Origin of the sequence: Enterocloster aldenensis (genome assembly GCF_003434055.1) — a bacterium.
In the GTDB taxonomy this organism is placed as follows: domain Bacteria; phylum Bacillota; class Clostridia; order Lachnospirales; family Lachnospiraceae; genus Enterocloster; species Enterocloster aldenensis.
The window spans coordinates 152,271-173,932 of record NZ_QVEX01000009.1 but is presented as its reverse complement, the minus strand read 5'-3'; the positions used below and the strand labels follow the sequence as shown (position 1 = coordinate 173,932).

At 49.7% G+C, this 21,662-nt stretch carries 22 protein-coding genes, 3 pseudogenes and 1 riboswitch; of the genes and pseudogenes, 17 read left to right on the top strand and 8 right to left on the bottom strand.

The features are described 5' to 3' along the window. Window positions 1–215: pseudogene (locus tag DWX59_RS29390) on the bottom strand (TRAP transporter substrate-binding protein); the annotation flags it as partial. Between the two features lie 601 nt (window positions 216–816). Between DWX59_RS29390 and DWX59_RS18150 the strand changes: the two are divergent. Beyond that, a complete protein-coding gene (locus DWX59_RS18150; protein ID WP_117560617.1) occupies window positions 817–1,560 on the top strand; it encodes a hypothetical protein in 744 nt (247 codons plus the stop codon). Between the two features lie 188 nt (window positions 1,561–1,748). Here DWX59_RS18150 and DWX59_RS18145 read toward each other — a convergent pair whose 3' ends face one another. Continuing rightward, window positions 1,749–2,429 (bottom strand): GntR family transcriptional regulator, encoded by a 681-nt coding sequence (locus DWX59_RS18145; RefSeq protein WP_117560616.1) that lies wholly within the window; start codon window positions 2,427–2,429, stop codon window positions 1,749–1,751. A gap of 497 nt (window positions 2,430–2,926) precedes the next feature. On the opposite strand from DWX59_RS18145, the gene DWX59_RS18140 reads away from it, so the two are divergent. The 6 genes from DWX59_RS18140 (at window position 2,927) to DWX59_RS18115 (ending at window position 8,536) form a co-directional block, all read left to right on the top strand. Next, a complete protein-coding gene (locus tag DWX59_RS18140; RefSeq protein ID WP_227116799.1) occupies window positions 2,927–3,610 on the top strand; it encodes a ribulose-phosphate 3-epimerase in 684 nt (227 codons plus the stop codon). Between the two features lie 39 nt (window positions 3,611–3,649). Next, window positions 3,650–4,735 carry a TRAP transporter substrate-binding protein gene (locus DWX59_RS18135; protein WP_117560615.1) on the top strand — a complete coding sequence of 362 codons (1,086 nt, stop codon included), beginning with the start codon at window positions 3,650–3,652 and terminating at the stop codon, window positions 4,733–4,735. 86 nt (window positions 4,736–4,821) lie between these two features. Continuing rightward, window positions 4,822–5,301, top strand: coding sequence for a TRAP transporter small permease (locus tag DWX59_RS18130; RefSeq protein WP_117560614.1), 480 nt, complete (start codon window positions 4,822–4,824; stop codon window positions 5,299–5,301). Between the two features lie 3 nt (window positions 5,302–5,304). Then, window positions 5,305–6,576, top strand: a complete 1,272-nt coding sequence (locus tag DWX59_RS18125; RefSeq protein WP_117560613.1) for a TRAP transporter large permease — start codon at window positions 5,305–5,307, stop codon at window positions 6,574–6,576. A 26-nt stretch (window positions 6,577–6,602) separates the two neighbouring features. Then, window positions 6,603–7,487 (top strand): SDR family NAD(P)-dependent oxidoreductase, encoded by an 885-nt coding sequence (locus DWX59_RS18120; RefSeq protein ID WP_117560612.1) that lies wholly within the window; start codon window positions 6,603–6,605, stop codon window positions 7,485–7,487. 26 nt (window positions 7,488–7,513) lie between these two features. Next, a complete protein-coding gene (locus DWX59_RS18115) occupies window positions 7,514–8,536 on the top strand; it encodes a zinc-binding alcohol dehydrogenase family protein (RefSeq protein ID WP_117560611.1) in 1,023 nt (340 codons plus the stop codon). A gap of 2 nt (window positions 8,537–8,538) precedes the next feature. On the opposite strand, the gene DWX59_RS18110 is transcribed toward DWX59_RS18115, so the two are convergent. Together DWX59_RS18110 and DWX59_RS18105 are read right to left on the bottom strand one after the other, a co-directional pair. Then, window positions 8,539–9,213, bottom strand: coding sequence for a GntR family transcriptional regulator (locus DWX59_RS18110; protein WP_117560610.1), 675 nt, complete (start codon window positions 9,211–9,213; stop codon window positions 8,539–8,541). An 84-nt stretch (window positions 9,214–9,297) separates the two neighbouring features. Next, window positions 9,298–10,320 carry a zinc-binding alcohol dehydrogenase family protein gene (locus DWX59_RS18105; protein ID WP_117560609.1) on the bottom strand — a complete coding sequence of 341 codons (1,023 nt, stop codon included), beginning with the start codon at window positions 10,318–10,320 and terminating at the stop codon, window positions 9,298–9,300. Window positions 10,321–10,617: 297 nt separating this feature from the next. On the opposite strand from DWX59_RS18105, the gene DWX59_RS18100 reads away from it, so the two are divergent. Beyond that, window positions 10,618–12,228: a mannitol dehydrogenase family protein gene (locus DWX59_RS18100; RefSeq protein WP_117560608.1), complete on the top strand. Its 1,611-nt coding sequence runs from the start codon at window positions 10,618–10,620 to the stop codon at window positions 12,226–12,228. A gap of 78 nt (window positions 12,229–12,306) precedes the next feature. On the opposite strand, the pseudogene DWX59_RS18095 reads toward DWX59_RS18100, so the two are convergent. Then, a pseudogene (locus DWX59_RS18095) lies at window positions 12,307–12,504 on the bottom strand (cysteine-rich VLP protein); the annotation flags it as partial. Window positions 12,505–12,735: 231 nt separating this feature from the next. Between DWX59_RS18095 and DWX59_RS18090 the strand changes: the two are divergent. Next, window positions 12,736–13,302: a DNA-3-methyladenine glycosylase I gene (locus DWX59_RS18090; RefSeq protein ID WP_117560606.1), complete on the top strand. Its 567-nt coding sequence runs from the start codon at window positions 12,736–12,738 to the stop codon at window positions 13,300–13,302. Between the two features lie 19 nt (window positions 13,303–13,321). After that, window positions 13,322–13,402, top strand: a pseudogene (locus DWX59_RS18085) (helix-turn-helix domain-containing protein); the annotation flags it as partial. Window positions 13,403–13,523: 121 nt separating this feature from the next. Here the strand turns inward: DWX59_RS18085 and DWX59_RS30060 are convergent. Genes DWX59_RS30060 through DWX59_RS18075 form a run of 3 tightly spaced genes read right to left on the bottom strand, consistent with a single transcriptional unit; the run spans window position 13,524 to window position 15,357 of the window. Then, entirely contained in the window at window positions 13,524–13,844 is a 321-nt protein-coding gene (locus DWX59_RS30060; RefSeq protein ID WP_353626771.1) for a DUF6783 domain-containing protein, read from the bottom strand. 44 nt (window positions 13,845–13,888) lie between these two features. After that, window positions 13,889–14,680, bottom strand: coding sequence for a creatininase family protein (locus tag DWX59_RS18080; RefSeq protein WP_117560605.1), 792 nt, complete (start codon window positions 14,678–14,680; stop codon window positions 13,889–13,891). A 59-nt stretch (window positions 14,681–14,739) separates the two neighbouring features. Beyond that, window positions 14,740–15,357: an ECF transporter S component gene (locus DWX59_RS18075; protein ID WP_117560633.1), complete on the bottom strand. Its 618-nt coding sequence runs from the start codon at window positions 15,355–15,357 to the stop codon at window positions 14,740–14,742. 214 nt (window positions 15,358–15,571) lie between these two features. Continuing rightward, window positions 15,572–15,689, bottom strand: a riboswitch (FMN riboswitch). 215 nt (window positions 15,690–15,904) lie between these two features. Between DWX59_RS18075 and DWX59_RS18070 the strand changes: the two genes are divergently transcribed. The 7 genes from DWX59_RS18070 (at window position 15,905) to DWX59_RS18040 (ending at window position 21,657) form a co-directional block, all read left to right on the top strand. Further along, entirely contained in the window at window positions 15,905–16,576 is a 672-nt protein-coding gene (locus DWX59_RS18070) for an aspartate/glutamate racemase family protein (RefSeq protein WP_117560604.1), read from the top strand. Window positions 16,577–16,631: 55 nt separating this feature from the next. Next, entirely contained in the window at window positions 16,632–17,651 is a 1,020-nt protein-coding gene (locus DWX59_RS18065) for a DctP family TRAP transporter solute-binding subunit (RefSeq protein ID WP_117560603.1), read from the top strand. 15 nt (window positions 17,652–17,666) lie between these two features. Next, entirely contained in the window at window positions 17,667–18,149 is a 483-nt protein-coding gene (locus DWX59_RS18060; protein WP_117560602.1) for a TRAP transporter small permease, read from the top strand. Window position 18,150: 1 nt separating this feature from the next. After that, the gene (locus DWX59_RS18055) at window positions 18,151–19,422 is read left to right on the top strand and encodes a TRAP transporter large permease (protein ID WP_117560601.1); all 1,272 of its coding nucleotides are present in this window, start codon (window positions 18,151–18,153) and stop codon (window positions 19,420–19,422) included. Between the two features lie 102 nt (window positions 19,423–19,524). Next, window positions 19,525–20,262: a FadR/GntR family transcriptional regulator gene (locus DWX59_RS18050; RefSeq protein ID WP_117560600.1), complete on the top strand. Its 738-nt coding sequence runs from the start codon at window positions 19,525–19,527 to the stop codon at window positions 20,260–20,262. 135 nt (window positions 20,263–20,397) lie between these two features. Then, complete coding sequence (locus DWX59_RS18045; RefSeq protein WP_117560599.1) at window positions 20,398–20,751, top strand: cupin domain-containing protein; 354 nt, start codon at window positions 20,398–20,400, stop codon at window positions 20,749–20,751. 93 nt (window positions 20,752–20,844) lie between these two features. Beyond that, window positions 20,845–21,657, top strand: coding sequence for a beta-keto acid cleavage family enzyme (locus DWX59_RS18040; RefSeq protein WP_117560598.1), 813 nt, complete (start codon window positions 20,845–20,847; stop codon window positions 21,655–21,657). Window positions 21,658–21,662: the final 5 nt, after the last annotated feature.

Genomic DNA, 21,662 nt, shown 5'->3' with positions numbered 1-21,662 from the left:
AGATGCCAGGAATCGCGCTCATCATTGATGTGTCCGATGTTGATCACATAGGTCTGTCCATCATCGGCAGCAGCAGCCGGCGCGTCTGTGCCGGCAGCCGTATTACCGGCGGGCGCCGGGGCTGCGGAAGTGGAGGGGGTGCTGGCGCAGGCTGTCAGCGACAGGGCCATTGCGGCTGTTAAAATAAGTGTGAGGCCTTTTCTTGATTTTTTCATATCCTACTCTCCTTTTTTTCGTGAATTCGACTTGTTTTGTGAAGAAGAAAACATACTGATATACTGCCATATCGAGAGAATGATTTCCATACACTATAATTACAGTTTTGATGCATAAAAAATGTGCATATGTCACAAAATAAATTTTGAAATATACAAAACTTATAATAAATAACGGAAATAAATCGCAATAAAATATAAATATCGCACAAAAAGTGTCGAAAAAATAGTTTGAATATTATAATCAAAAACATAAATTAACAGATAAAATAACAATTTGTTTTACGATATTTTTCCAAAATATGTAAGAAAAACGTTAAGGTTTCGTTAAGGACGGGCAACTAATATATTTGTTAAAAAAGCGTTAATAAAATTCCTGGAATCAGACAGGAAAGAAATTAATATTAGACGAAAATAGTGGTAAAGATATGCAAAGGTACATTGAATTTATAAACAAAACATGATATAATAAACAAACCTTTGCTGATATATGAGAAATGGATAAAGCTGGCTGCATTAAGGAAACCTAAAGAAGATACCCATGTCCGGCTTGGCACGGGTAAGGTCTTTAAGCCGGGAATCAAGAGAGGAGCAGTACCTTATGGAGAAAATATCCACGGAGCAGATTGCATTTGTGATTGTGATGGCGGTCCTTCTGATGTTTGTCCTGCCCATTGTACAGTCGCGTACAGGCAAAAGCCTGTCAGAACTGTTATTTGGCGTGGGCAGGAAGAAGAAACAGGATGGAGCGGACGGGGCGCCAAAGAAAAGCGCGGGACGTGAACCAAGGATGAACAACGGCACCAGGAATGATCTGACGGTGTTTGTCTCCCAGCTGTTAAAAACGGCCAATAAAAACGGTATGGGAGTGGTTGCTCCGGGTTTGGTGGAATATAAAGGTAAGACGGCCCAGCTGGTGGCGTTCCTGGTGGCGCCCAGCGGCGTGACAGGTATCTATTGCCTGGGGTTTGGCGGCGTCGTCATGCCCGGGGAAAAGGACGGGCCATGGAAGCAGCATATGAATGGCCAGGACACAACATTCCGCAATCCCCTGGCGGTCTGCAAAGAACAGTATGAGCTGGTCAGGGCTGCCATGGACGAGGCAGGTGTGAAGGCGGACCTGGATATTGTGACTGTTTTCACCAATTCACGTGTGACGCTTAAGGCCGTGCCTTCTGCACGCATATACACCCAGAAGCAGTTCATGGAGCATCTGAAAAACACGGATTCCCTGAAACGGGGGGACGTGGATGTGAAGGAGATGACCAAGGTTCTTGCCCGGCTGGCCAAGATTAAGGAGAAGAAGGCGGGCAGGAATAAGAAACAAAGGGAGCAGGAGGGCTGACAGGGATTTCCTGATTGGGAATCTTATGATTTGTACAGAGAAAAATGGAATAGAACGTATGGCATTTTTGGATGTGTGTCCGGAGATGCCATGCGTTCTTTTTTGTCTGCCGCTGTTTTGGCGGTATGGGGTATGTGCATGGGATGCGGACTTGCTAATACCTGCACACATATTGTGATGCGGACTTGCTAATTCCTGCACACATATTGTTCCAGCTCTGGATGAAGCTTGTTAAACATGATGTTTACATTGTTCAGGTGTCCGAAAATGGCTTTTTGCAGCCCTGTCTCATCATGGTTTTTAATGGACTCCACAATGGCGCGGTGCTGGTGGGGCATCATGATGGGATTTTCCAGGCGGAGGGCTAAAAGACGGGCCCTCATATAGTGGATGTCCTTTTCGCCGGTATGCTCCAGCACGAATTCCTTGTGGGTCATATTATAAAATATCTTATGGAATTCCATGTCCAGCTGGAATGCCAGCTCATATGCGGATGCGTTCAGCAGTTCCTCCTGCCGTGTTACCAGGGATTCCAAATATGGGACAATGGATTCAAAACACCCGGAATGATAGCCGTCCATCATGATCTTGTACTCCAATGCTTCGCGCAGATAACGGATCCGTTCAAGCTGTTTCACATTAATCAGTGTTACAAAGCTGCCCCGCTGGGGCCGGGCCTCCAGGGCGTCTTCGGCGGCCAGGAGATGGACTGCCTCGCGGACCGGTATGCGGCTGCAGCTGAATTCTTTGGCTAATTTCACTTCACTGAGCTTCTCGCCGGGCATCAGGTGCAGGGAAGCAATCTCATGCCACAGGTGCTGGTAGACAATCTGGGTCAGGTTTGCTGGTGTCTGAAGGGTTTCAATCATAATTACTCCTGTCTGTCATAGGTATTCAAACATTTGAATCAGGCATTTGCCGGATTGCCGGATCGTGCAGATGACGGAAAGCAATTTTCAAACACGACCTAGTATACATTCTATAACACGATAAAAAATAATTCAATATCAATACAGTTAAAATTAAAAATAACATGGATATGTTTCTGGCCTGTTGAAACGTAAGCATAAAAGGTGGAATAAAGTGTATACCAGATTTTAGGAAATAAAATATGCGGAAACGAAATGTTCCGCTGGAAATGCAGAAAAATAGGGAGGGGCATAAAAAACAACAGGGCATATTTGATAAAAAATAAACAATCAAACTGTAAAAATAGCACAAAAAATTAGCTTTAATTTTGTAAATAAAAACAAAAGTGATATTCTTTGTTGATTTTGCACTTGTAAGGTGATATACTCTCCTCAGATGTTATACTAGTATACATTTTTGGAAATGCGAACAAGGAATAATAAAGAAGGAGCTGATAATGATGGAAAAAAGGCCCAAATTACTGTGCCCATCCATATTGAACCTGGCAATCGACAACATCAGGGAAGAGGTCGTGAAGCTGGATGCCACGGATATGGATATTTATCATGTGGACTTGATGGATGGGACATTTGTTCCAAACTTCGGGATGTCTGTAAGGGAACTGGAGATGATCCGGCGGGTTACGGACCAGGGCGCCCACAAATTAATCGACTGCCATATGATGGTCATGAATCCGCACAACTACATAGAGAAGGTAGCACAGGCAGGGGCTGACATCATCTACATCCACCCGGAGTCAGAACTGATCCCGTCCGCGACCCTGGAGCTGATTCAGCTGCAGGGCAAGAAAACAGGCCTTATACTGAATCCCTGTACCACACTTGAAAGCGTTAAGGACATGCTTCCGATTACTGATTATGTCATGATCATGGCAGTGAATCCTGGGTTTGCAGGAAGGGAGTTCATGCCGTATACGCGGCAGAAGTTTATTGAACTGAACCGTTACAGGGAGGAACATGGGCTTGCTTATCACCTTCTTCTGGACGGCGGGGCCACAAGGGAAGTTATCAGCGACCTGTATCACAACTGCGGCGTGGAAGGGTTTGTCCTTGGGAAACAGGAACTGTTTTTCCAGAAGGAGGATTACGCTGCCTGCATAGACAGGATACGGGCTATTTAAAGCAGTAACAATAAACCATTCATACAGGAGGACGATGAAATGAAAAAAAGATTGGCAGTTATCACTTCCGTGGTACTAAGCGCAGGCCTGCTTTTCGGATGCGGTTCCGGCAGCACATCCGCAACCAAGGCGGCAGGGACCGGGGACAAGGAAACCCAGGCAGCAGGTGAGGAAAGCAAGGAGGCTTCTGCGGCAGGGGAAACAGTCACGCTGAAGTACGACCTGACGGTATCCCTGGACCATCCATGGGGGCAGGCCGCAACCGAGTTTAAGAAACGCCTGGAGAAAAAGTCCGGCGGACGTTTTGTGGTTGAGATTTATCCTTCCAGTTCATCTGGCTCGGAAGCTGATTCCCTGGCAGGCATGCTGGTGGGCACAACGGATATGACCATGTCCGGCGGGTCCTTTAACGGATACGCGCCCAGCGCAACCCTTTTGGAAGCGCCATGGGCCTACAACTCTGAGGAAGATGTGCAGAACATGGTTGAGAGTGATATTGGGACCTCCATTAAGAATGACTTTGAAACAGCGGGATTCCACGTGCTGTGGTACCAGCTGCGCGGCGCCCGTCAGCTGACCTCCAATGTGCCGATTAACACCCCGGCCGACTTAAACGGACGCAAGATGCGCATGTCAGGCAACACGCTGCATACTAACATGTGGAACAGCGCAGGGGCGGTGTGTTCCTCCATTGCATTGGGGGAGACCTTTAACGCCTTGAGCCAGGGCGTTGTGGAGATGCAGGAAAACCCATATGACATGATTTATGACAACAGCTTTTATGAGGTACAGAAGTATGTAAATGAGACAAACCATGTATATTCAACTATCCTTAACCTGATTTCTGCCGACCTTTACAATGGCCTGGACGATGAGATGAAAGGCTGGCTGGATGAGACATCCATGGAAATGCAGCAGTGGACCAATGATTTCTACTACGGGCACAAGGACGATTACCGCCAGAAATGCATGGATGCAGGTATGACCATTAATACCGAAGTGGACCGTGAAGCCTTTAAGGACGCCATGATGCCGGCCATCCAGTCCTATCTGGAGGACCAGGGCGCAGGGCTTTGGGATATGTACCAGAACATATGTGAAATGTCAGATGCCAATGTAAAGTAACGGCATGGTGCCAGACGCCGCTTGCGGGCAGCAGGCGGCGTTTTATGAAACCGGCAGTAAATGATTGATAGAGTTGGGGGATAGCGATGAAGAAAATTACTGACATACTGGATAAGATATTCCATTACCTTACAGCCCTCTCCTTTGGCCTGGTAAGTATCTGCGTCCTGGTTCAGGTCATCACAAGATATACGCCGGGGATTTCAGCTCCCTGGACAGACGAAATGACAAGATTGTTTTTCATGTATACAATCATGTTCGGTGCGCCCATGGCAATAAAATACAAGGAATATGCGGTCATTGACATAGTGACCAACAGCATACATGGAAAGCCCAGGCATATCATAAGCATTCTGGATTATATCCTTATATGCATCGTGGGGGTTGTGGGTACAAGGCAGGCCTTTATATTCTGGAAGACCGGCCTGAGGACGGTATCCACCTCCCTGAGGATCAACATGGGCGTTTTCTATCTGGTTCCGGTGGGGATATTTGCCCTGACCTCCATCTACTGCGCGGCCGGAATCATAAGCGAGATCGTGACAATGGGGAAGGGGGAGGAATAGGATATGGTTGCAATGATGTTCATTATATTTCTGGTGCTGCTTCTGATTGGGGTTCCGATTGCATTTTCCCTGGGTCTGTCCTCCCTGTTCTATCTGTTTACAAACAATATACCGCTGACCGTCATTTCCCAGAAGTTTTATTCGGGAATGGATTCCTTTACCCTGCTCTGCATACCGGGGTTCATGCTGGCCGGCGCGCTGATGAACGGCGGAGGCATCACCAGGCGTATCCTTAATTTCTGTAATTCCTTTCTGGGACATTTCCGTGGAAGCCTTGCACTGGTGAATATTGTGGCAAGCATGGTGTTTGCGGGCATATCCGGAACAGCCATTGCCGATGTGTGCAGCCTGGGAAGCATGCTGATCCCGGCCATGGTGGATGACGGGTATGATGATGATTTCTCCGTGGCAGTGACAGCGGCCTCGTCCGTTGTGGGCCCAATCATACCCCCCAGCGTGCCCATGGTCATTGCAGGTTCCTGTGTAAGCATTTCCGTCGGGAAAATGTTCCAGGCTGGCATAATACCCGGGATCCTGCTGGGCATGGCCCTCTGTATCCCAACTTATATCATTTCCGTAAAGCGCAATTATCCAAGGCATGACAGGGCCGGATGGAAGGTGCGCCTGGAAACCACCAAGGACGCAATCTGGGCCATGCTGATGCCTGTCATTCTCTTGGGCGGAATCCTTTCAGGCGTGTTCACGCCGACGGAAGCCTCAATCGTCACATGCGTATACGCACTGGTTGTGGGCGTGTTTGTGTATAAGGAAATCCAAATCACGGATGTTCCAAGGATTGTCTGGGAGAATATAAGGGCCTGCGCCAGCATTATCGTACTCATTGGACTGGCCAATGTATTCGCCTATATCCTGACCGCGGAGCGTATCCCCCAGATGGTGGCAAACAGCATACTCAGCATTACGGATAACCGGATAGTGGTAATCCTTCTGATCAACGTGGTCCTTCTTTTCGTGGGCATGTTCATGGAAAGCCTTGCGGCAATCCTGATTACGTTTCCGGTGCTGCTTCCCGTGGCAACCGCAGTGGGCATGGAACCGGTCCACTTTGCGCTGATGGCAATCCTCAACCTGATGCTGGGGCTGACCACGCCGCCGGTGGGCATGTGCGTCTGCACAGGGGCCCAGATTGGGAAGATTTCCGCCTTCAAGGCATTTAAGGCCACGATTCCCTTCCTGGCCACAAGCCTTATTGTGTTAATGCTTGTATCGTTTATTCCGCAGCTTACACTGTGGATCCCAAGTATTTTAAATTAAATTATATTTATCGGAGGATGAGGGATATGGAACAGGTTATTGTTATAACCGGGGCAGGGGGAGGCCTTGGCAGCGTGTTTGCCAGGGAACTTGCAAGGGACGGTAAATCAATTGCAGTGCTGGATTATGATATCCGTGCCGCAGGTCAGGTAGCTGCCCAGATCAGGGCGGATGGGGGGAAGGCCGCTGCAATCCGCGGAAACGTGGTGGACAAGGCTTCCATGGAGCAGGCCCGTCAGGAGGTAAGGGAAAAACTGGGCAGATGCAATGTGCTGATTAACTGCGCGGGAATCCAGGATCCGCTTGCTAAGACCACGGCCGAGTCATACCGGCCGGGCGATGAGATGGACACAGTGGTTGCAAAAGCTGATCCGGACCACAAGGAAACGGTCCGGGAACTGCTGGGCAAGAGCCGAACCCTGTTTAATATTGACGCGGAAAGGATGATGCGGGTCATGAACGTGAATTGGCTGGGAACCGTGATTGCCAGCCAGGTATTTGCAGCGGACCTGGTAGGAGGGGAGGGCAGTTCCATCATCAACATCACCTCCATGGCTGCCTATGACGCCCTTAGCATGGTTCCGGCATATGCGTCCAGCAAAGCGGCAGTGGATATGTTTACCAAGTGGCTTTCCAATTACCTGTCCAATGAATTTGGCAAGGTCAGGGTCAACGCGGTGGCCCCGGGGTATTTCCTGACTCCATTAAACCACGACATGTATGTAAACCCGGACGGCACCTATACCCAGCGCTATTATAATGTAATCCACCGCACGCCCATGGGCAGGCTGGGGGATTCCAGGGAGCTGGTGGGCGCGCTGCGCTTTTTCGCTGACCCGGATATGTCGGGGTATGTCACGGGACAGGTGATTGCTGTGGACGGAGGGTTCCTGTCCTGCCCCGGGATTTAGCCGGAACTGAATGAAAGGAGAGGAAGATGAAAGCAATCACGGTAATAAGACCAGGCCATATGCAGATGCTGGATGTAAAGAAGCCGGCCATCACTGAGCCGGACCAGGTGCTGGTGCGGATCCATGCCACGGGAATCTGTGGCTCCGATGTGCATGTGGCCCATGGAAGCAATCCTTATGCTGTATATCCAAGGGTAATCGGACATGAGGCGGCCGGTGAGGTGGAAGCGGTGGGGGAGGCGGTGACCGATCTGGCGGCAGGGGACGGGGTGGTCTTTGAACCTATCACCTACTGCGGAAAATGTTACGCCTGCCGCAGCGGCCATCACAACGTGTGCCGGGAACTGAAGGTCCTGGGCTGTATTGTGGACGGGACCTTCAGGGAGTATGCGGTGGTTAAACGCTCCCAGCTGTACCAATACGATAAACGTAAAATGAGTTATGCCCAGGCAGCCCTGTGTGAGCCATACACCATCGGGTTCCAGGCCAACTGGCGGGGCGATGTCCGTCCGGGGGATGTTGCCCTGGTCCATGGGGCGGGCCCGATTGGCCTGATTGTGGCAGATGTGGCCAAGAGCCGGGGGGCAGTGGTAATCGTGTCTGAACCAAATGAAAACAGGCTTGCCATGTCGGCCCGGTTTGGCGCGGACTACATGGTCAACCCTGTAAAAGAAGACCTGGATGCACTTATTATGGATGTGACTGGCGGGGAAGGGGTCAACGTGATATTTGAAGCAGCGGGAATCCCGGCCCTTCTGGAACACGCGGTAGGGCTTCTCTCCCCAGCCGGACGCCTGGTGGCCATGACATTTGGGGATACGCCCATTGCGGTTGATTTTAAGGCGGTTAATGCCAAGGAGCTTACCATCCTCGGAACCAGGCACCAGATGCAGAAATTTTCGGAGACATTGGAGAGCCTTGGGGACCGGGTGGACCGGGTGGACCAGCTGATCACACATGTGTTTCCGGCTGAAAGGTATGAGGAGGCATTTGCCGTGCTGGCTGATAAAAACAGCGGGGCGGGAAAGGTAATCCTTACATTTGGCTGAACTTACACAAAATAATCCGGATACAGCTTAATAAGCTCTGATTTCTCTACCCGGTGCCTGGTCAGGTGCCGGGTCATCAGCATCTCGGCCAGCTCGCTGTCCCTTCTGCCAATGGCATAGAGGATATTCTCATGGTCCTCCACGATTTTGTCCGGCTTAAGGGATTTGAGGGATAAGGCCCTCAGCCTGTCAAAATGCACCATTTGGGAGTGGATGATACCGTAAGTCCGGGCCTTGCCCACGGACGTGAACAAAAGGCGGTGGAAATCCGTGTCCAGCTCAAACAGGCGGGTATAGTCGCCTGCTTCAAGATGCCTGGTTTCCTCCTCCATGTTTGCACGGAGCATTTCTTCATGTTCCGGTGAAATCCCTTCGCATACCAGGGCAAGGACGGCATTTTCCAGAACCAGGCGCATGAACCTGGACTCTTCCACCAGTTCATAATCGATCTTGGCAATATAACTGCCGCGCTGGGGCTGGATATCCACCAGCCCCATTTTGCTCAGCTCAATCAAGGCCTCCCGCACAGGGGTGCGGGAAAGCTTAAGTATCTGGGAGAGTTCATTTTCACTGACCGCGCTGCCAGGCGCAAGTTCAAGGGTTATGATGTTGTGCAGGAGAACGCGCAGTGCATAGGAGCGCGCGTTTTCGGAAGGCTGCCTGTCTAATAATTCCATATCCAATCCTCGCTGCTTTTATTTTGCATGTTGGTATTCATCAAGCCTGCATGGTACAGGCGAACATGTTGCTAATGGCTTGTATCAGAAGTCAAAGGTCAGTACAATCTTGCGGATGGATGGGTCGTGGCTGTCCACGAAGTCAAATGCTTCCTGGGCCTTTGTAAGGGGGAAGGTGTGGGAAACAGCGCCGGACAGGTCAAGCTTTCCCTCGTTAACCAGTTCGATGGCTTTGCCGAACATCTTGTTCTGAAGCCTGGAACCCCTGACATCCAGCTCTTTGGAGGTGATCACGAACTGGTTAATCTCTGTGGGGCTGGTGGAGAAGCCCATGGTCATGACGCGGCCCGCGTTGCCGGTCGCCTGAAGAAGGTTAATCAGGGAATCCTTGTTGCACACAGCGTCAATGGATACGGTTGCCCCGTGTCCATATGTATATTCCTTTACCTTCTCAAGCAGGTTCTCTTTTAACACGTTGATGGTGTAGGCTGCCCCATTGGCCTTTGCAGCCTCCAGCTTGTCATCCAGTACATCGGCTACGATGATATGGTCGCAGAGCAGGCGCGCAATCTTTAATATGGAACTTCCAAGTGCGCCTGAGCCGTAAATCAAGAGCATGTCATCCTTCTGAAGCTCTGCCCTGGTGCAGGACTGGATGCCGATGGTGGTGGGCTCAATCATCACAGCGTCTTCATCGGAAAGGGAATCGGGAAGGATGTAGCAGTCAGACTCGGGAACGGCAATGTACTCCCTGTAACCGCCGTCAATGTGCACACCGCGCACTGCCAGGCTGTCGCATACATTTCCGCGTCCGATCCTGCAGGGATAGCAGTGGCCGCAGCTTGTAACCTGATTGATGATGACGCGGTCGCCCGGCTTTAAGTCCTTCACATTGGGACCCACCTCATCCACGCGGCCAACCATCTCATGCCCGATGACCCTTGGGTAGGTTGCGGCTGCGTTGGTTCCGTGGTAGATGCCCACATCAGAACCGCAGATGCCGGCAGCGGTCATCTTCACAAGTACATTGTCCTTTTCGGTGATGACAGGCTTCTCCATGTCAATCAGCTTTAATTCGTTGGGTTTTACAATCTGTACGGCTTTCATAATCATTCTCCTTTGACACATTTGTTTGATTGGGGCTGGTTCATGTAACTGGTTCACGAAACGGTTGCTGTTCCATTGGAATTACTTCGTCCAACTACCATACAAGTATACTAATACCTCTTGGACGAAATGTCAATCCATGAAAATAAATTGGCATATTATAAGCGATTCTTACAAATATATACCTGAAAAATTGTGGAAAATTACATATTGAATAAAAGGCCGCTATATACTACCATACTAGATAAGAGACTTTCATTATTTTAATCTTATTTTAAAAGGAAAGGGTAATCAATTATGAAACTGACATTAGAAGGATTGAAAGACAGGAGCGCATGGGAGGCAGCAGGCATCGGACTTCCGGACTATGATATCGAAGCAGTGGCAGCAGAGACAAAGAAGGCTCCTGTGTGGGTACATTTCGGAGCAGGCAACATTTTCCGTATCTTCATCGGAGGACTGGCTGACACCCTGATTGAAAAGGGTGAGTGCAGCAAGGGGATTACCTGTGTGGAGACCTTTGACTTTGATGTGATTGACAAGATATACAAACCATATGATAACCTGGTGCTGGCAGTGACACTGAAAGCAGACGGTTCCACGGACAAGAAGGTAATCGGATCTCTGACAGAGGCCCTTAAGGCGCAGTCCGGTGTAAAAGAGGAGTGGGACCGGTTAAAGGAGATATTCGTGAATCCGGGGCTTCAGATGATTTCCTTTACCATCACGGAAAAGGGTTATGCCTTAAAGGGGTCTGACGGTAATTACTTCCCATTCATCCAGGCAGACATTGACAACGGTCCGGAAAAGGCAGTATCTGCCATGGCAGTTGTATGTGCGCTTTTGAATGAGAGATACAAAGCCGGCAAGGCGCCTCTGGCAGTTGTTTCCATGGACAACTGCTCCCACAACGGGGAAAAGCTTCAGGGCTCCATCCTTACCATGGCAAAGGAGTGGAACCAGAAGGGCTATGTAGAAGACGGTTTTATTGATTACCTTTCCGATGAAAACCAGGTGTCCTTCCCATGGTCCATGATTGATAAGATCACGCCGCGTCCGGCTGACTCTGTCTGCGCTGAACTGGAGAAGGCCGGTGTGGAGGATATGGCCCCTGTCATCACCTCCAAGAAGACATACATTGCCCCATTTGTCAATGCAGAGGGACCCCAGTACCTGGTCATCGAGGACAAGTTCCCGGCCGGAAGGCCGGCGCTGGAGAAGGCCGGGGTCTACATGACGGACAGGGATACGGTTAATAAGGTTGAGCGCATGAAGGTGACCACCTGCCTGAATCCTCTTCATACGGCACTGGCTGTATACGGCTGTGTGCTGGGCTATACCCTGATTGCGGATGAGATGAAGGATGAGCAGCTTAACAAGCTGGTCCATGAGATTGGCCCGGTTGAAGGGATGCCGGTTGTGACCAATCCTGGAATCCTGTCCCCTGAGGACTTTGTAAATGAAGTAATTAACGTAAGGATTCCCAACCCATTCATGCCTGACGCACCCCAGAGGATTGCCACCGACACCTCACAGAAGGTGGGCATCCGTTACGGCGAGACCATCAAGGCCTATGTTGCAAAGTACGGCGACGCCAAGAAGCTGAAGGCTGTTCCCCTGGCGCTTGCAGGCTGGTGCAGATACCTGCTGGCAGTGGATGATGATGGAAATGCATTCGAACTTTCAGCAGACCCGATGGTGCCTGAGCTGACAAAAGCCCTGGAAGGCATTGAGGTTGGCAGGCCGGAGACGTATAAAGGACAGTTAAAGCCAATCCTGTCCAATGCCAATATATTCGGCATAGACCTCTATGAGGCCGGAATCGGTGAGACCGTGGAATCCATGTTCCTGGAGGAGATTGCCGGACCAGGGGCCGTGAGGGCAACCCTTAAGAAGTATTTGGATTAATGAGTGAAAGGCAGAGGCGCGTAACAGGGTTACGCGGCCTCTGCCTTTTTTGTGTCACAGGAAAAATAAACCATCTGATTTTTCCCGGTTGGATTTGGGGACAAACATGCCGCCGCAGACCGAGAAAGAAACTATCTGCGGACAGGTGCAGGTGTCACCATTGTCAAGGGCAATACAGTTGCCGTCCTTACAGTTACAGCACTCCCACCGTATTATGGCGTTGGCATGCTCTCCGGACTTCGGGCCATTGTGAACTGAAGCCACCTCTGGACACATGTTCCCGAAGTCGGCTTCTTGCGTGCTTTCCCCGCTGCGTGTTCCTTTTCAGACGGTCATTCTGTTTTCAAGGGACTGTCCACCGATGAACTACCCTAAGTCTATACTTTTTTGACCGCCTGTGCCGCATACCCGAAAGGTAGGAAATCCAGCAGAAAAGCTGGCTATTTCCGCGCTCTCGGAATTATGGTAGAATAGAAGAAAATTGAAAATGATAGAAAAGAGGATATCATGGAAAAAGAAAATATAAAAAGATGTTCATGGGCAACAACGGACTTATATAAAGCGTATCACGACAAAGAATGGGGACAACCTGTTCACGATGATGATAAATTATTTGAAATGTTGATACTTGAAGGTATGCAGGCGGGGTTGTCATGGCTGACAGTATTAAATAAGAGAGAAGCGTTTAGAGAAGCCTTTGACAGATTTGATTGTAGAAAAGTAGCGCTCTATGATGAAACAAAAATTGAGGATTTGATGAAGAATGAAAAAATTATTCGTAACAGATTGAAAATTAAGTCGGCAATCATTAACGCACAACAATTCATAAATATACAAAAGGAATACGGAAGCTTTGATTCTTTCATATGGTCTTATGTCGATAATAAGCCTATTGAAAATCATTTTGATACTGAAGGTGACATACCTGCAAGAACAGCCCTTTCGGATAAAATCAGCAAGGATTTGAAAAAGCATGGTTTCAAATTTATAGGCAGTACAATTATATATGCCTATATGCAGGCAATAGGTATTGTTAATGACCATGTAAAAAGCTGTCATTTATATAAGGCTTAAATATATTCATCCAGAATAACTCCACAAGTCTGCTTTAGGCAGTTATGAGGGGGACAATTTTAAGGACATCAGCCACTACGCCTTTATCAAACTGGCGAAGTTTTGTTAAGTTTAAACATTATTTACGTCGTCAACCATCTTGGGATCCATTATTATTTTTTTGCTGATGCTGGCCTCGGTGGTGGTTGCGGTCATTATTTCAATGCGTCTTGCCAGAGGAATCAGCGTTCCAATTTAGTCAGTTTAAGTTGAAGGATACAGGGATTGAAGGCATGGATAGGCAGGAGATGCAGGATATGCAGGACATGCAGGACATGCCAGGTTAGATAGTACAGGGGCCTGCTGATTTGGACGGAAGAAAGTATTAGGCTTGTTTTTAGACAGGAATGGTATTCGGATTTTGGCACACCGGGGCGTGTTTGGAAATTCATTCCCGCTATGCCTCCCTCGTTGGGACCAAATCTCCTACAAAGTGGGACGCACAGCTGACGGAAAGCAATTTTCAAACACACCCTAATATAAAATGACTGCGGAGAAATCATTTTGATCATCCAGCAGTCATTTTGTATGTTTATAATGTGATAAATCACCCTTTCCATTTCCTGATTTCCAAAAGTCCCGGCACCAACGCATCCGCGCTTGTCTTGAGGATGATCCGTCCCTTTTCAGCCGTAGCCCCGGAGGGGTTCCCGCCAATGCCGATGGGTCTGCCGTCCTCCGTTTTCCAGTCTTCGGATACCCAGCCAATGGATACGGGACCGTAGGGCTGAAGGGCCTGGTTGTCTTTGAAAGCAGCTGGGATGCCGGCCTCAGAGGTTTCCAGCTTGACTAAGGAGGGGTCCACGGCCATGACCATGGAGGTTTCCATTTCGCCGCCGTGGAAATCCCAGATGTTGCCCTCTGAAACCGTGGCTTTTACATCGGGGTGGCCGAATGCGCCGGAGGTCAGGAGGAATGGGGAAATCCCCAGCTCGCTTCGCAGTTCCCGGCTCAGTACCTGGGCAATGGGAGCATTGCCGCCGTGGCATATGAGCAGGGCCAGCTTCTTAAATCCATGATGCGCCAGGCTGGCGCATATGTCATATAGCAGATGATAGTAGGTGTCCGGTTTTAAGGTGATGGAACCGCAGAAGTTTTTGTGCTCCGTACTGAGTCCCACAGGGATGACCGGAAATATCAGCATGGGGAAGTCTGGGTCTTCTGCTTCCAGGGCCCGGGTCAGGTATTCGGTCATGGCCTGGGCAATGATGTCGTCCGTGCCAAGGGGCGCCTGGTTCCCATGCTGCTCCAGGGCGCCAAGAGGGATGAGGACAATGGTTTCCTCCTTGTTAATCTGTTCCATCTCAAGTCTGGTAAGTTCGCTGTATTTGAGTATCATTTTCTTAATAATCCTCCTATCGGACGTGTCCGCTCCCTGATTTTGCCGGCTGGCCTCCCTTAATGCTGCCTTGCAGGTTTCAATGACGGATAAGCAGCCGTCAGCCGGTTAAACAGGAGGTATCCCACAAAATAATTAAGGCCCAGTTTCAGGATATTGAAAGGTATGGTGGCCATGACGATGAAGGTGGTCAGGCTGGTGATGGCAGGGTTCACGGAAGCAACCATGGAAACCACGCTGTCCAGGGACACGCCCATGGCTTTTGCGTATAAGGGCAGGGTGATGAAGGCGTTGCAGAAACATGCAAAAGCAGTCCGTATGGCAATGCTTACGGTCAGGCCGGTGATGGCTGCCCGGCGGTTTTTGCCCATTTTATTGTATACAATCCATAAGGGGATGACGAACAGGGCCACGCCAATCAGGTTGGACAGTTCGCCCACGTACATGGAATTGGTTCCCACGGTAATCAGCTTGATGAGTATTTTGATGATTTCCACCCAGGCAGCAGATGCCGGCCCGAACAGGAACAGGGCCATGATGGATGGGACGTCGCTGAAATCTACTTTGTAAAACGGCGGCATCATGGGAACTGAAAATTCCAGTGACATAAGGGCGCCGGCAATGGCGGCCAGCATGCCGGTGTAAATAAGCTTCTGAATACTCCACTTTGATTTCATAACATAAACCTCCTTAGATATCAGGGCCTTCATGAGCCCTAAAGCATGTTTTTGCAATGAAACAAGTCCTTTGGAAAAACTTTTTGAAAAATCTTTGGTATAAAACTTCACAGACACGTTTTCCACATTAAAAAATCCCAGAGCCATAGGGGCTTGGGATTCATTAACAATTCAATATAAATAACGGCATGTGGTTCATTATCCATATGAATTAAATCGCCTTCTCTCATCCAGACTATACTGTCGGTTTTGGAATCACACCAAATCAGCCGCCTAAGCGGGTCGCGGACTATACCGCCGGTAGGGAATCACACCCTGCCCCGAAGAACTTATTCATTTGCTGTTTTTAGCGTAGCACAAATGGTATAAGAAGTCAATGGGATGCCTTGTACTTCAGTTGGAAAAACTGCACAAAATTTTTATTCAATGATGTGCAAGTTCACGATTTACAACCAACGTAGGATGTAGTATATTATTGACATAAACATAGAACATAGGATGTAGGATATATAAGAGGAACATATGGACAGATAGAAGGAGGATTATCATGAAAGTAGCATTGGTTTACACAAGTACCACACCGGAGCTGATTGAACTGGTTGAGAAGGAGGTAGGGGCAGTGCTTCCGTCGGACACGGAGGTAGTGAGTTATGAGGATCCCTCCATTCTGGCAGAGGTCAGGGATGCCGGTTATGTGACTGCTCCGGCAGCGGCCAGGCTGGTGGGAATGTATATGAAGGCTGTGTCGGAGGGCGCGGATGCAATCTTAAACCTTTGCTCCTCAGTAGGCGAAGTGGCTGATGCCGCTCAGGAGATTGGAAGATATACAGGTATCCCGATTGTCCGGGTGGATGAGGAGATGTGCAGGGAAGCAGTTAGGCAGGGCAGGCGCATAGGCGTTATGGCCACCCTTCCCACTACACTGAATCCCACTAAGAATACCATAGCAAGGGTTGCCAGGGAAATGAACCGCCAGGTGGAATTGGTTGATGCGCTGGTGGATGGGGCATTTGGCCTTGACCAGGAACAGTTTAAGGGCCTGATGAGCGGGTATGCCGAAAAGCTGGCAGACCAGGTGGATGTAATTCTATTTGCCCAGGGTTCCATGGCATATTGTGAAGGGTATATTCATGAAAAGTATGGTAAAGTAGTGTTATCCAGTCCAAGATTCGGGGCAGCTGCATTAAAGGGTGCGCTTGTGAAAAAGGGATTACTGTAGGAAACGGATTACTGTGAGAAGTCTCTATGCGCTTGTAACGAAAGGAGAGGGAAGTATGTTTAAAAGGTTTAAAAAGGCAGCTGCAGCCATATGCGCCGCATCCATGGTATTATCCATGACAGCCTGCGGGTCTGCCGGTGATAAGAAGGTTGAACTTCATTTTACCCATACACAGAGCCCCGGGTCCATCAGCGATCTGACTGCCCAGGAGTTTAAACGGCTGGTGGAGGAAAGGAGCGGCGGGAGGATCAAGGTTAATATATATTCCAACTGCGGCCTTTCCGGCGGAGACCTGACCAAAGCCATCGAACTGGTCCAGGCAGGCAACATTGACATCCATTCCTGTGCCCCGCCAAACATCGCCAATTACGATAAAAAGTTTTATTCCTTCTGGCTTCCGTTCCTGTTCCCCAACTCGGATGACCTGCTGGCATTCTGCCACAGTGACAAGGTGCACGATGTTGTGAACAGATGGTGCAATGACCTGGAGATGGAAATGTTAGGCATTAACAACGCAGGTTCCAGGCAGATATCCAACAGTAAGAAGGAAATTACAAAACCAGAGGATTTAAAGGGCATGAACATCCGGGTGCCGGGTGCCAACATTTTCATTGACCTGTACAGGAATTATTTTGGCGCAAACCCCACGGCCATGGACTTCTCAGAGGTATATACCTCCCTTCAGCAAAAGACCATTGACGGACAGGAGAACCCCATTGCGGTGTTTGATTCTTCCAAGTTTGCAGAGGTCCAGCAATATGTTACCCTGTGGGACGGTGTCCGGGACACCACTATCTGGGTCATGAGCCAGAAAACCATGAAGAAGCTGTCACCTGAGGACCAGGCCCTTGTAAAGGAGTGTGCGTCAGAGGCGCTGGACTGGGGCAATGATTACCTGGCTGACAATGAGGAGGCCATTATCCAGAAACTGAGGGACGGCGGGACAACCATTACAGATCTGACGGACGGGCAGAAGGCCGAGTTCCAGAAAGCCTGCGCCGGGATTTATGATGATTATGCCCGGTCAGTGGGACAGGATGTAATTGATCTGTTCACCGGCGGTTACAAAGAATAACAGGAGGAGAACGGTATGAAGGAAAAAGGCTTTTTAAAGGATTTCTGGGAGAACTTTGAGGAATATCTGTGTTCGGCCGCACTGCTGGTCATGACCCTTGTCACATTCATGAATGTATTTTCCAGGAAAATATCATGGTTTAACATGTCGTTTACCCAGGAACTGGTGACAACCATGTTTGTGTGGGTGTGCTGCCTGGCGGCGGCAAGCGTGTTCAAGACGGATTCACATATGGGTTTCAACTACCTGACAGATATGTTTACAGGTACGGCCCGCAAGGTCTACCGTATGAGCAGGCTCTTACTGTGCTCGGCAAACTACGGGATTTGGATCATATGGGGCATCCAGATGGTTTACAGACAGTACCATTACAACCTGCTTACCGGCGTTCTGGAAATGCCTCAGTGGACCATTGGGATTGCCATCCCCTTATCCGGAGTATTTTCCATCATCCGCATGGTACAGTACGAAGTCAGATTAGCAAAGGAGGGGAATTAATATGTCAGCAGCGATTCTTTTTGGTTCCATGGCACTGATGATTGGCTTTGGTATCCCCATAGCCATTGTGCTGGGAGTTTCCAGCGCCCTTACCCTCCTGTTTTCAGGGGCGCCCCTGGGCGTTATCCCCTCCATGATGCAGGCAACGGTCCAGAAGTTTTCCCTTCTCACCATCCCCCTCTTTGTGCTGGCAGGTGCTATCATGGATAAAGGCGGCATTTCCAAACGCCTGATTAACCTGGCGGACAGTATCATCGGACCAGTTTACGGAGGTCTTGGATACGTGGCGGTTGTGGCAGCCCTGTTTTTTGCAGCCATATCCGGTTCCGGCACAGCAACCGTTGCAGCCATGGGATCCATCCTGATTCCCGCCATGGTGAAACAGGGATATGACCCGGGCTTTTCCAGCGCCCTTTCCGCCATATCCGGCTCCCTGGGAACCGTTATCCCGCCAAGTATCACGTTTATCATCTATGGCATGATTACCGGGGAGTCCATAGGAGATTTGTTTCTGTCCGGTATTGTCCCGGGCCTCATATTCGCCTTTGTGCTCTGCATCATGGTATTCACCCAGTCCAAGAAGCATGGATGGAAGGGGGATACCAAGAGGGCGTCTGCAAAGGAAATCGGAAAACTGTTCCTGGATACGGTCTGGGGCCTGTTAAGCCCGGTTATTGTTCTGGGCGGCATCTATTCAGGGCTTTTCACACCCACTGAGGCAGCTGCCGTGGCTGTTGTATACAGCCTGATTGTTGGCATCTTTGTCTATAAGGAGCTGCGTCTTAAGGAATTAAAGGAGACTTTGTTCTCAACCGCCAAGACAACAGGCATGATTCTGTTGATTATTATGAACGCAGGCATTTTCTCCTGGGTGCTGACCCAGCAGGGAATCGCCGCATCCCTTACGGAAATGGCCCTGGCCCTTACGGACAACAAGTACATCATGCTGTTCATCATCAACATTGTATTCCTGTGCGCAGGCTGTGTCATGGACAACACCAGCGCCCTTTACATCCTGGTCCCCATCATCATGCCCATTGCCAAGGCCCTGGATATCAACATGATCCAGCTGGGTGTCATACTGGTGCTGAACCTGTCCATTGGCCAGGTAACGCCGCCTGTCGGACCAAACCTGTATGTGGCTGCTGACATTGGAAAGGTGAAGTTTGAGGTTATATGCCGGAAGATGGTGCCGCTGCTTCTTATGTCTCTGGTCGCACTGTTTGCCATCACATACATACCGGCCCTGTCGCTCTGCCTGATCCCTGCATAAGCACTGGATACATCAGCAGAATATTAACGCAGGGTTAACACAAGATTGCGCTGAACCAACATATGATGTATACTTATGGGTAAGTACATGAGGAGGTTCAGCATGGAGAAAACCAGTTTTTTAAAGGAATCTGTCGGAGGACAGTCAATTGTAAATAAGATTGTAGACAACATAACCAATGCTATCATAAATGGAGAACTTAACCCAGGGGATAAGATTCCCACAGAGGCTGAATTGTCAGAGTCCATGGGAGTGGGCAGGAATTCGGTCAGGGAGGCCATCAAGGTCCTTGAGGCTTACGGCGTGGTACATATCAAGAGGGCGGAAGGCACCTTTGTAAGCCAGGAATATGACAGTAAGATGATTTATCCCGTGCTTTACGGAATCATTTTACAGAAGGATTCCACAAAACAGATTGTGGAACTGCGCAAGGTGATTGATGTGGGGCTTCTCCAACTGGCTGTGGACAAATTAAAGTCCAGGGAGCTGGAGAAATCCCAGATGGAAGCCATTGAACATGCCATGGAGGAGCTGGAACGCCAGGCCAATGCGGATACGCCCCAGGTGAAGAACCTGTTTGAGGCGGATGTGCAGTTCCATATGGCCATTGTGGGAATTACGGAGAATGTGATGCTTCAGTCCATCTGCAATTATGTGGACAAGATTACACGCCGTTCCCGGATGGCGACCATTGACCAGATATTCGAGGCCGGGGAGGCGGAGAATTTCCTGGACATGCACCGCAGGATTGTGAAGCTTCTGCAGGACAGGGATGCCGCGGGAATCTATGCAACCGTGGAAGAGCATTACCAGTACTGGGCAAAAGTAAAGGGTGAGTAGTAGTATAAGCAGAGGGTGGTTGCTGCAGGATGACTGTGACTGGACAGGGAGATGTCACGGGAGTCGATGATGCGGCAGCCGCCTTTTTAGTTAGAGGCATGGAAAATAAGAGAAAAATGAAGCCGGAGGCAGGATATGATATACAGGAAAAAGAGTGATTTGGAAGTCAGCCCCATTGAGAACTGCATGGGGGGACAGGGAACCGTGAAAATGGAAAAACTGCTTCATGGGCCAGAGGAAATGCTGGGAAAGGGCAGGGCTTATGTGCGCCATACCTTAAATCCGGGCGTATCCATTGGAATGCACAGACATGAGGGAGAAATGGAGACCATGGTGATTATCAGCGGAAAGGCAGTGCATACCATTAACGGGGAGGAGCAGTATCTGGAAGCCGGTGATATCATTGCGGCACAGCCTGGGGATACCCATGGGATTGCCCAGACAGGCGGCATGCCCCTGGTGCTGATTGCCCAGGTACTGTATGCATAGGATGGGCGGATGGCGTGGATGTATGGCATACGCGCCGTTGTATTGGAAGACATACCTTGTATTGGAAAATTAGATGGAAGAGGAGATTGAACCATGACAGATATGGGAAATAAAGTCCTTGTTTCCGTTGCGCCGGTGGCGGCCACGGACAAGGTAATCATACCGGAGAAGATTGCAGAGGATGTATATGATTGTTATAAAGCAGGGGCGGCCATGGTGCATCTGCATGTAAGGGACAGGGAGGGGAACCTGACGCCTGACATGACGCTGCTGGAGGAGACGCTGGCCATGATACGGAGAGATTCGGATATTGTCATAGAGGTGTCCACAGGAGGGGTCTCCAACCTGACCATAGAGGAGCGGTGTGCGCCCCTTTATTCTGATCTTGTGGAAGCCTGTTCCCTGAACGTGGGATCCACCAACCTGGGCAGGTCTGTTTACTGCAACCCTATTGATGATGTGGAATACTGTATCAGGGAAATGCTGAAGCAGAAGAAGACACCGGAGGTGGAGACATTTGAGATTGGCCACACCTGGGCCATGGAACAGCTGATGAAGAAATATGAATTCGCGGACCCTGTGCTGTTCAGCATTGTGCTGGGACATGAAGGCGAGGCTCCTGCCACGCCCCAGGCCCTGGCAGCCATGATCCAGATGATTCCGGCCGGGACTGTCTGGGGTATCACCCAGGCCCGCAGGACGGATTTCTCCCTTCTGGCAGGCGCTGTGGGCATGGGCGCCAGGACCGTGAGGATTGGCTTTGAAGACAGCAGGTATCTGGATTCCCAGACCCAGGCGCTTTCCAACGCCCCCCTTGTTGAAAAGACCGTGAACATGCTCCGCGCCATGGACAAAGAACCCATGACGCCGAAGGAAGCAAGGAACTTCTTCCGTATAGGGAGATGATGGGT